The sequence below is a fragment of the Pseudovibrio sp. Ad13 genome, assembly GCF_001623225.1.
Taxonomy (GTDB): Bacteria; Pseudomonadota; Alphaproteobacteria; order Rhizobiales; family Stappiaceae; genus Pseudovibrio.
In genome coordinates, this window is record NZ_LMCC01000027.1 from 1 (window position 1) to 10,672 (window position 10,672).

Genomic DNA, 10,672 nt, shown 5'->3' on the forward strand with positions numbered 1-10,672 from the left:
ACTCCATCCCAGAGCTGCTTTGGGTTCAAAATGCTCCTTATCTTATCGGGCGCCTCACACATAATCATATACTGAGAAGAACTCTCCAGAAAGAGACCGTAGTCTCATCTGCAAAGACTTGCGCAACCCTTGCAAGAAACACTCGAATGTCAGGTAACGGCCTAGTTTTCAAAACTTGAGCAATAATATTGCCCACCCCCACGCTAACACAATCCTCCATAAATGTTCTCAGAAAGGTTTCCTGATGTATGACATTCGGCACGCTAAACTGAGTGATCATGCCGCTATTTTGCAGTTGTGGCATCAAGGCTGACATGATGCACACGCGTGGCTAGTTCCCGAAAGGGTATTAGCATACAGAACCCCTAAATATTTCCGGAAGTGGCTTCAATCCTGTTATGAAGATTTCTGGGTGGCGGACGATGGTGTCGTTCTTGGTTTTGTTGCAACAAATGGCGCTGAACTAATGAAGCTTTACGTTCTCTCAAAAGCAAGAGGAACAGGGATTGCGAAAGCGTTGCTACAGCATTGAGAACGCCAGATCCGAAGTAATGGCTTTTCAGAAGCTAAAGTTTTCTGCATGGCAGGCAGCTCACGTGCTGAAAATTTCTATCTGCGACAAGGATGGTCGCTCAGCCGAACATTTCAGGACCAACTTCGGTTACATGAAGCCGTAGCTCATCGGTTCATCGTGGGAACACGCAGCTAACGTAAGAAATTGACTTCTGTTTCAATGTTATATTGTAGAAATCAAAGCTTATGGCCCTTTGTAACTTGGAGAACAACTTCTCCTGCACACAGCGAATGTCCACTCACCAGAAGAACCTACGTTTTTCTTGCAGCCCAAGAGCAGGCCTGAACAGCGCGGGTTGAGCATAAGAAAACCCGTTGCGAAAATCATAGCAAAATTGCTTTATGCCTCAGGTCTTTTCTTGCGGTCCTGCGTGGGCTTAGTGGCGGATGCGCTTTAACTGATCGGCATAAGTCTCATGGCACTATGTCCAGTCTCAGGAATGTGAGCCTGTCTCACATAATGTGCGCTCGTTCTCAGCTAATTTGAGCCCAAAATCGCGATGATTTCAAGTCCTTACACTTACCCTTCTTCTAGTATCCAACTTCTCAGCATTTTCATTTGCAGAAAATAGTTAGGCCTTGGACTTTCACGACAGAAAGAAATTGAAGGACTTATTGCTATTAGCTATGAAACGGAGGAGGGTGAATGCGAGCTCTGTTGCATAACACTTCAGTGGCGAAATCCAGCGCAAAGCGCGGGTATTAGACCGCGGTGATGATCAAGTTAACTTGCAGCCTGTCATAGCCATGAGTGCCGATGAGGAAATACAATTGTCATTTAACAATCTTTGCGATGCTGATGATCGATAAGGGAGGGTAAAGACTAAGTCGCTTTGCGACTTGCATGTTTACGAGTACTGAAAATCGTTCGAGAGCCCTGATTGATAGTGCTCCAGGTGACTTTGCTTTGAATAAAATTTCGTAGGCCTGAGAAGCTGCTAATTTGCCTACGTTTTTGTAGCTGTTAGAAACAGACATAAGAGCCAGGCCATCGCGAACCATTTGTTCATATGCACTAAAAACCGGCAGGTTTTCTGATATTGCAGCTTCTGTGTAACTTTGCCGGTTTTCGAGATTAAAAGAGCTGGATCCAACATATAACGCGTCTGCGCCCAGGGCCTTAGCCTCGGCAATCTTGAGCGGAATTTCTGCTGGATCTGCCCGTTCGTTCGCGCCAAGACTATATTCAAGAGAAATGACCTCAAAACCCAATTGATCTGAAAGTGCCGCCAACTTTTGAGTGTTCTGGTGAGAGTTAACTGCGTTCGGCTCGTTAATAACCGCGAGATGCTTTATGGGCTGGTACTCAAAAATGTGTTTGAGCTGTACAGTCTCATTCACACGATTATGCACGCCAGTTACCAAGGGCCGCCCTGAGGTTTCATGGTCTACGATAATGCCTGCACGAACCGGGTCTGCGACAATCATAAAAAGGGATGGGATGTCACCCAAACCTGAGCCTATACCGTAATCTGCAATCGTACCAATGAGAGAACGCGTGACTGAAGTCCCCCAGGTGACAACAAGATCGGGTCTCTCTTTGAGGAGCAGTTGCTTCACTTCCGGCAAGAGGCTTTTGTCTTTCGCCACATCAGTGACGATCACGTTTACAGGAAGCTTTCTGCTTTTGAAAAAATGAGTGAAGCTTTTACAAGCCTCTTCACAGCCACGCCAAACAATCATGTGCACCTGATAAGCGTCCGAGTCGTCCTCTCTGGCTCTTGTTGTCCCTGCCATTAAAACAAGGGCAACTATGATGAGCATCACTTTAGGCATGAGCTTGCACCTCCTTCTTTGAGGAGCGTGTAACCAGAAGCATTATGAGTCCCGAGCCAATAATCGCAGCACCGAGAAGTGCAGCAACAGTAGTATACTCTTGCTTTACAAGCAGTGCTGCTACGATAAGCGGACCAGCAGCGCTGCCGACACGCTCAAACATACGAAGATAACTCAGCGCACCAGTTCTGCTAGTTTGTTGCTCCTTCTCGACTGCTTCCATGACCGCAACCATGATGGGAGCCTTGATGAAGGCATGAGCGAGGCCTACCAACGCGACCACTATAAACACAGCGATAATGTTCGTGTTTTGGTAAAGAGCCATCAGAGCCACTCCTGACGCAATTGTTGCATAAGTGATCACGGAAAGATTTTTTCCAAGCTGATCAGAGAGACGAGAGGCCAGTGGGCTGATTGGTATAATAATCAAGGAATAGGCCATCATAATCCGACCAATCTCAGATTGACTGGCATCCAGGCTGGCCAGATAGATTGGAACAAAGAAATAGAGGAACCCTGTGAGGACAATTTTGGTCGGAATTGCGCAAAACATCAGGATTGCCACGAACTGCGTGTTTCCTATGAGCGTTATCAAAGGCTTACCTGTTTTTGATGTTGTTGAGACGGTATCCGACTTGAAGCTTGGCAACTCGTTTTGCAGCATTCGCCAACCCAGAATACCTGCAAGGACCATAAGACTGATAGCGATTACGAAAACTGGCTTATAACCAACCCAATCGGCCAAAATTGCACCAATTGCTGTTCCACACATAGTGGCTGTCATGGTAACACCAACATAGGTTGCCATTGCCTTTGCACGGCTTCCTTCTTCTGCAACAGCAGCAATATAACTCTGGCAACTAATTGTAATAATCCCGTAACCGATTGCCGTGACCGAACGAGCAATAACAATGTCAGTTGCGTCTTGGGCTAAAATACAGAAAATATAACCACCGATTGCAGGTACCAAACCAGCAAGATACAGCTTTTTATTGCTGAAACGTTCGATAAGCTGTCCTGAAAACGGTGAGATGATAGCGACGACCAGCATGAAGGCTGAAATCGGCAGGCCCGTCATGATGTCTTTTTCGAACCAATCGTTTTCACCGTAATACTCCATGGAGAAAAACGGTAGAAACGACTTTTGAAGCTCATCAGCTAAGCAAAATACAAAAAGTGGTATCCGTGCATCTGCAATAGACGCCTTGTTACCTTCTTCGACACGATACAACTTGTATTTCTTAGCGAAAGTACGCAACTCTTCGCGTGATATATTTTTTGCCTGCTGCAGCTGCTCAAGCGTATTGCGGATTTTGGCGTTTTGCCGGTTCATCGCAGCAATGAACCGACCGGCCCAATCTTTGCGGTCAGAGCCAAGATATGTGCCCAAATGCCCTCCAGCACACTTTACGATGGCTGTTTCAACAAGACGTAGTGGCACTGTTATGGTTGAACTAACGCAAACAATCACGACTTCAACCGCAATCAGACATGCCGCCAAGAGAAGAACAAATGTATCAAGAAAGATACTGGTGAGCTGACTGTTGACGTACTCCTCATCCAAAGTGGTTTGCACTTGAACAACAGGAGCACCATTCACAACTACATCCGTTAATACCGTCTGTTTCCTGTTGTCAGAACCAAAAATAAAAACTCCTAATTTCGAGAGTGAGTCGAAGGTTTGCTGAGCAAGTAAAATGGCATTGCTCTCGGTACTCTCACGCTCCAGTGGGAGTGTCTCATTCTCTCCCAAATGCACCGAAGAGTTAACTGCAACAATAGAAATTCCACTTATTTCCTTGTGTTCTGCAGTTAGATCAGTGAGGTACTTATTCACTCCTCTGATTTCAGAGTACGGAATACCAATCTCGCTAGCATATTCCAGATTTTGCTTGACGGTTTCGCTAACGCTCCGTGCCTTTGCAAGCAAGAATGGGTTTAGGCCAGAGTTAAACTCCGCCAGAGTAACAACAACACTTAGAAATGCTGCCACCGACATAGCAACTGACATAGTCAGCAAAAAGTGCCTTGAGAATCTTGAGAATATCGTCACGTCAACTTTCCTCAAGTCTATCGCTCAGTTTGGTGACTGCGCTGACACTAGACATTTTCGAAAGGTCAAGTAGTGCTGTTTCTTGCATTCTCTTGCCCTTCGATATCTGTTTTTGCAGCTCATCAGAACCCTTGGGATCAAGAGTTCCCAAATCCGCCTTACCAGACTTCCTGAAGTAAGACTTTCGAGCATGTAATTGGAACAAGGAGAAAAGGCCTATCGAGATCGCAACGATTGCAAAAATACCCAGATACATAAGTGTGAGACGAGACCATGTGTTTCTCACTTTTGCTGATAGTTCCTTAGTATGCTCTGAGATTAAAATAGCTCCCATAATGGAGTTTGAAGAGTCGCGCAGTATGCGGCCAGCGTACAGATACTCCCCACTTTCACGTGTTATGGTCTTATCATCACTCGTTAAAACGCCGGGCAGAACCTCATTCATATCTTCTTGCAAGACATTGCGATCTCCGGAATGAGCTAGAATAGTACCCTGAAGATCTAAGAGAATAATTTGATAAATCTTTGGGTCGCGCAAGCGCTCACGTTCGATCAAAGCGTCCAGATCGGATATTTCATGCATGCTCAGGCCGACAGCTTCCGCTCGCCGGATAACCACGTCAATAGCGCTCGCGGTGACTTGCAACCGAGATGATGTTGCCTCGACAACCAGTGTTCGAAACTTAAGCAAGCTTAAAGCACTTTGGAGCGCAAGCATCACTGCAATAACCGCAAGAGTCGAAACAACAACTCGCGATCTAATACCAGAAAGAATCTGAGTATCCATAAACTAAGGTCTCTAATATTATCGTCACGTGTAATTTGAAACTGTGACGTTCACCGGATTATCTGGTTGTAAGGCGGGTCTGAGGCACAGCAGCTAACGGGCGTCGTCTTGATTATGTGGAGCAGCTGTGGCACCAATCGGACAAGTACCACCTCAAGTTTCAGTTGGGTGACAAGTATTATATTTTCACATTACTTGATATTTCGATATTATTTGAATTTACTACATATGAATAGAATTTTAATTTGAGAATATATCGCATTTTTGCAATTGATTCATTTGATAGAATGGAGATAATTTAATATACCCATCATATATACGTAATTTTTATTTAAATATACCCCATTACTACTCGATGACATCAAAATTAATCGCTGTATTATTGACATCTACTAACAGCGAATATAGATCTCTCAGTCCGAAATGCACACTATCGCAACCTCGAGTTAAACACAGAGATTAAATGTAACGCGGAATGCGGGCTCTCGTTACTTATCATCGCTCATTACATTCGTTTCGTTCCATTTCCATTTTGCGCTCTAGTAAAACTACGGACAGTGAGTAAGCAACTCATTAGGCCACCGCAACAAAAAGAAATTGAAGGCCCTATAGCTATAAGCTATGAGGCGGAGGAGGGTAATTGAGTACATTGACCATTCAAAGACTTGAGATCTTTCGAGCAATCTATGAGAATGGAAGTCTTACTCAGGCAGCGTCAGAGCTTAAACTTGCGCAACCTACCGTTAGTAAGCATATCAGTAATTTTCAACGGACATTGGGATTTGACCTCTTCGTCAACGAAAAGGGGCGCCTGCGACCAACCGTAGAAGCAGATGCGCTCTACCAAGAATGTAAAGATATGTTTGATCAGCTGGAGCATATTGATCAGTCTGTTCAGTCACTGCGTCGCGGTAGTGAGCAAGTCCTCAGGGTGATGATTGTTGTACCTGGAGCACAACTGCGCCTCTTCAGTGATGCTATCCGGGCCGTGAGAGATCGATGGCCAGATATTAATTTGATTGTTTCTGTGGGAGGGCGGGATACTCAGATTTGGAAGCTGCGCAGAGGGGAAATTGACCTTGGAATAGGAACTCCTAAGCTGCCCCATCCAGATATTGAAAGTGTGGTTTTGACCACCTTGCGGATGGTGGGCATCATGCCAATTACGCATGAACTTGCAACTCAGAAGAAAGTTTCCGTCTCTGATTTTGGCAAGTACCCGAGCATTTTACCGTCAGAATCTACATTGTATGGTAAGCTCATTTTGAGAACCTTAGAGCATGTGGGTGTCGTTCCAGATACCAGGATCAGCGCGGATGCGCCCAGCCAACTGCCATTACTTGTAGATTCATTAGAATGCTTGAGCATTCTTGATATGATAACAGCCTTTCATCCACCTAAAGATGCCGCCATCAAAGTTTTACCGTTAGATGTGTCCATGGACTACAACGTCTGCATCAATCGGATCCAGGGCCGTGTTCTTACACCGCAAGCCGAGTTCTTAATTGAGAAACTGCGCGAAGGGTTATCACAAGAAAAGCATCGTATGGAGCGACAGCTTTAGGGTTGTAGCCGAATTTTGTTTGTGAACTCAGTTTGTTGAGTGGATAGGCGGCGCAAGATAAAGACGCCGCCTTTATGATACTTATCACTCAGCACAAGGCTCTAGGCAGAGTGGGTCATCTTCTCTGCAATAACCGGGAACGCATTGTGGACCGCCATAGCCAGCCGGCGGATTAGAAATGCAGGCATAGTCTTGTGTATTGGTTGCTCCTGTACACTTTCCAGTTTCCAGACAGCTCTCAGTTGTATTTGTCTGGAACTGGAAAAGTACTCGATTGGTAGCATGTTTGTCTGGATTGCATGTAGCAGTAAAGGTGTTTGTCACAGACTGTGATAGCGCCGTTTGGAAGTTCTCTGACAATGCAAAGCTCATTGACACCTGTTCACTGACCTTTCCACCAGCGCCAAGAACCTCAAAACTTTCCTCCATAGATTCTGTGACTGTGCTTGTCCATTCTGCCGTCGTCGACCAGGTATTGGTGCGTGAGGTACCGATTGAAAGTTGTTCCGAAATCGAGCATCCTTGCCCCTGACAAGACTGGATTTTTGACCAGACCCCAAATGTACTGGTAGCAGATGGTGCTACGGCCATCCAATAACAACGCTTGGTTTCGTGGACCGGATTTGGCCCAAAGGTTTCATTGTTACATTCATAGATACTGTCTGCTGAATGCAAAAAGCGCCAATCAAATTGATTGTCAGTGCCATAACGCATGAGAACGACATCGCCGACTTGCGGAGTGCAGTTTTGTCCCTCGGTAGCGCACTCTGTGAGCGTGTTATCCTCTGACAAAGTATAGTACGCGCTGCTGCTGTACTGGCATACCTTGTCGGTGCCGTTGAGCGGGTTGTAGTTGAAGTAATCGTTGGTGCATGCCACTGTTTGCTCGCCATCACCGGACATCACGGTATACATCCAGCTGTTGCTGCTGCCATATCGGATCCAGTGCATCTTACCTGTATCAGGCAGGTTGAACGTCGCCCCTTCCTTCGCAACTTCAATATAGCTACCCTCAGGTGCGACTTTCAGTAGGTTCGCTGTCGTATAGGCACACTTCTTGTTTTGACCATCCGACGGGTTGCCCCAGAAATTGTTGCAGGAAATTCTGTCCAGACCCTGAGCGAGGATGTAGGTATAATTATCTCCCTCACCGTATCGCATGGTGATGACGCCGTCACTGTCGGGATAGCAGTGCTTGCCCTCATCGGCGCAGTTAACCCAACTTGTTTCTTCCGTTTGCTCCTCGCTTTGCTGAGTGGTATCGGCTTGCACGGGGGGCGCGATCAAGGCTTGGGCTACGAGCACAAAGCCTGCAGCAGTCAAGAGATTTCGTAGCAAAGGATAATCCTTTCAAGAATACACACTAGATGTGAAATGGCTCAAGCTACGTCTTGTAAGCACGCAGCAGGGTACGCCGTTCCAGGTTTTTGAAGATCTGTTCAACTGAAGAGAGGGGGTTTCTTATTTAAAAAATTGGGATCTAAACATCGCTATCCTCAAGTAGAACCGCGACAAAAAGTAGATTGGCCTCAAAACAGTAGCAACACAAATAATTTTAATGCTATATTGCTGTGATCTATACGTTAATTAATCTAATTATAATTAGTTTTTATATAATTTTATTTGATTTGTACTTAAATAAGCACATTTTCGTTAAGATGTTATGATATAACAACTTACAGCATTACATAGTGAAGATGTAACCTTAAAATAACTAAGGAATAATTTGGGAGAAATGCCAAGGTAAACATGTAGAGGCTCCTTAGAACTATAATAGGACCACTCCAGCTCGCGAAGTCATTGGGTACTTCATCGATCCTTGACGACAAAGGGGTATCATCAAGCTGCTAACTGGCATTTCTCCCACATCAAAGTTAGTCACTCAGGCTGTTGCTCTTCTTACTCCTATTAAACTTAGCAATAACAGACCTGGAATCTGCGATCATCATTTTGATGCCATCGATGATTGAGTATTTGAAGGCAACTATGCTTACAACGCAAAAAAGTTATGAGAGACTTTGCTTTGGGCTATACATTAAAGTTTAAAAGCAAAGGTATTGGTTTTGAACTTAGCTCTCTAGAAAGAGAGCGAGCAAGGCCGACTGCTTTTTCTTAAACTGCTTGACTTGGTGGTGAGATCGGCTGTTCAGGGTGCTGTAGACTTGAACTACATAACTTACAACGCTCATCCAATTTAGAGGTGCTTATGTGTGCAACCGAGGAGGTGCCGCCGCACCATTGACAGTTGGACACAGTACATGCTTCAGTTAGCGCCCGCAGAGCTCCGCCTCGTACTCGCTTAAGGCAACCTGCTTTGCAGGCAGATCTACGCTTTCTCCACCTTACATTCTCCGATCGAAACGCCACTACTAACTCAACACTCGGAAAGGGGACTGATTTCAGACCAATTCGAGCCTTCTACGTGTAAGCCGTTTGCATAGTTTATGCAGGGATTGCCATTCAGCTCTTGCTAGAACCACTCGAATGTCCGGTAATGGCCCAAACTTCTAGACATTCCTGGCACGTAGCAGTTGACCAATAGTTGCCATTTATGAATGTCGATAGCTGGGCTGCGATTGGGATATTGCAACTTATAGTAAGTGTATTGACAGCAAAGGCTATGTTCAGGATACGTGATGAAGTGGACGCCCCTCAACGCATGATAAGGAACCTTGGTCATGACAGGATTGCTGGATCACGGGAGCCTCAAATTCCTTGACCTGCTCAGCCCAACGGTCAAAGCCGCTCTTGCAGCTGTCGAGCACCGTCAGACCTATCAGGACGGGCGCACGATCTTCTCGACCGGCGATGAGGGTGACCGCCTGCTCATAGTACGTTCAGGGGCAGTCAGAATGGGGCGTCTTAGCCCCAGTGGCCGAGAAACGATACTTGCCGTGCTTGGTGAAGGACACTTCATTGGCATCATGGGCGTGCTGACCGGTCGCAAGCGGACGCAAATTGCAACAGCAATTGGTAAAACAACAATCGGTTATGTTCTCAAAGCTGATTTTCTGACGCTAATGGACGCTTATCCCGAGATCGCCCGCGCAGCTTTGCCAGCGACATTGAGCCGTTTGAATGTGGCACTGAATATGCTTGACGATCTGCGTTTGCTGCCTTTGCCTGCTTATACAGCGGTGTTCTTGCAGAATATGCTCGAAGCTTCAGAAGTACCTGGCATGCTCAACTGGAACCAGTCTGAGTTGGCTATCGCTGTGGGCACCTCACGTGTTTCTATGGGTAAAGCGCTCAAACAGCTGGAAAACAATGGCCTGATCGTGCTGAAGTATGGCGCAATTGCCGTGCCGGACGAGCAAGCCCTGTCAGATTGGATTGATGCCGCCAGAGCCGAGCATTTGTCTCTCTGAGATCTGACCGCCCATGCTATGTGCATAAATCCGAGTAAAGCGTTAGATTGCTAAGTTCTTAGCATTCTTTGCGGCGCTGGCTACGTACAATCACTATGTATTTTTATCCCATCCATATTCAGGTGTCAGCATTTGACTGCTGCCACCTGAATATCAGTGTGCCGTCTGGCGAGTGACTGGGAAGAGAGATCTATAGTGACTACGTTTAAGGGGGGGCATTCTATGCATGCGGCTAAACACATCTACGAGCGCGCCACAGACAGCCTTTTAGGCCGTTGGTTCAAAGCTCAGACGAGTCCTCTGCAATTTTCCATCAAGCGCAAGGTGCCCTGTTTACATCTCCGGTCCGCTGGTTGGTGATGTTGATGCTGCTAGCTGTGGGAGTAGTCTCCTCTGGTGTAAGTGCGCGAGCACAAATCATCCCCACTTTCTCACCTCTCGGCATGCTGTATTCAGGGCCAAATATGGACCATTCCTTCAATACTGAAGATTGAAGTTCTCTGATTTTCGCAGTCCAACGACCACATTACAAATACTTAAAATCCGAGGAA

General features: G+C 46.1%; 6 protein-coding genes and 1 pseudogene. 3 read left to right on the forward strand and 4 right to left on the reverse strand.

What is annotated here, in order from left to right:
• Positions 1-364: 364 nt before the first annotated feature.
• Positions 365-532 (forward strand): annotated as a pseudogene (locus tag PsAD13_RS28430) (GNAT family N-acetyltransferase); the annotation flags it as partial.
• A gap of 815 nt (positions 533-1,347) precedes the next feature.
• Here PsAD13_RS28430 and PsAD13_RS25320 read toward each other — a convergent pair.
• From PsAD13_RS25320 to PsAD13_RS25330, 3 genes are read right to left on the reverse strand one after another with little or no spacing between them, the layout of a single operon-like run.
• The gene (locus PsAD13_RS25320; protein WP_063319859.1) at positions 1,348-2,349 is read right to left on the reverse strand and encodes an ABC transporter substrate binding protein; all 1,002 of its coding nucleotides are present in this window, start codon (positions 2,347-2,349) and stop codon (positions 1,348-1,350) included.
• Positions 2,342-4,402, reverse strand: coding sequence for an MFS transporter (locus PsAD13_RS25325; RefSeq protein ID WP_208986935.1), 2,061 nt, complete (start codon positions 4,400-4,402; stop codon positions 2,342-2,344). Before PsAD13_RS25325 ends, PsAD13_RS25320 begins: the two co-directional genes overlap by 8 nt.
• A 1-nt stretch (position 4,403) precedes the next feature.
• Positions 4,404-5,189: a hypothetical protein gene (locus tag PsAD13_RS25330; RefSeq protein WP_063319860.1), complete on the reverse strand. Its 786-nt coding sequence runs from the start codon at positions 5,187-5,189 to the stop codon at positions 4,404-4,406.
• 640 nt (positions 5,190-5,829) lie between these two features.
• On the opposite strand from PsAD13_RS25330, the gene PsAD13_RS25335 reads away from it, so the two are divergent.
• The gene (locus tag PsAD13_RS25335; RefSeq protein ID WP_063319861.1) at positions 5,830-6,753 is read left to right on the forward strand and encodes a LysR family transcriptional regulator; all 924 of its coding nucleotides are present in this window, start codon (positions 5,830-5,832) and stop codon (positions 6,751-6,753) included.
• Positions 6,754-6,837: 84 nt separating this feature from the next.
• On the opposite strand, the gene PsAD13_RS25340 is transcribed toward PsAD13_RS25335, so the two are convergent.
• The gene (locus PsAD13_RS25340; RefSeq protein ID WP_153040969.1) at positions 6,838-8,091 is read right to left on the reverse strand and encodes a hypothetical protein; all 1,254 of its coding nucleotides are present in this window, start codon (positions 8,089-8,091) and stop codon (positions 6,838-6,840) included.
• 1,340 nt (positions 8,092-9,431) lie between these two features.
• Here PsAD13_RS25340 and PsAD13_RS25345 point away from each other — a divergent pair.
• Complete coding sequence (locus tag PsAD13_RS25345; protein ID WP_063319863.1) at positions 9,432-10,121, forward strand: Crp/Fnr family transcriptional regulator; 690 nt, start codon at positions 9,432-9,434, stop codon at positions 10,119-10,121.
• The last annotated feature ends 551 nt before the right edge of the window (positions 10,122-10,672 follow it).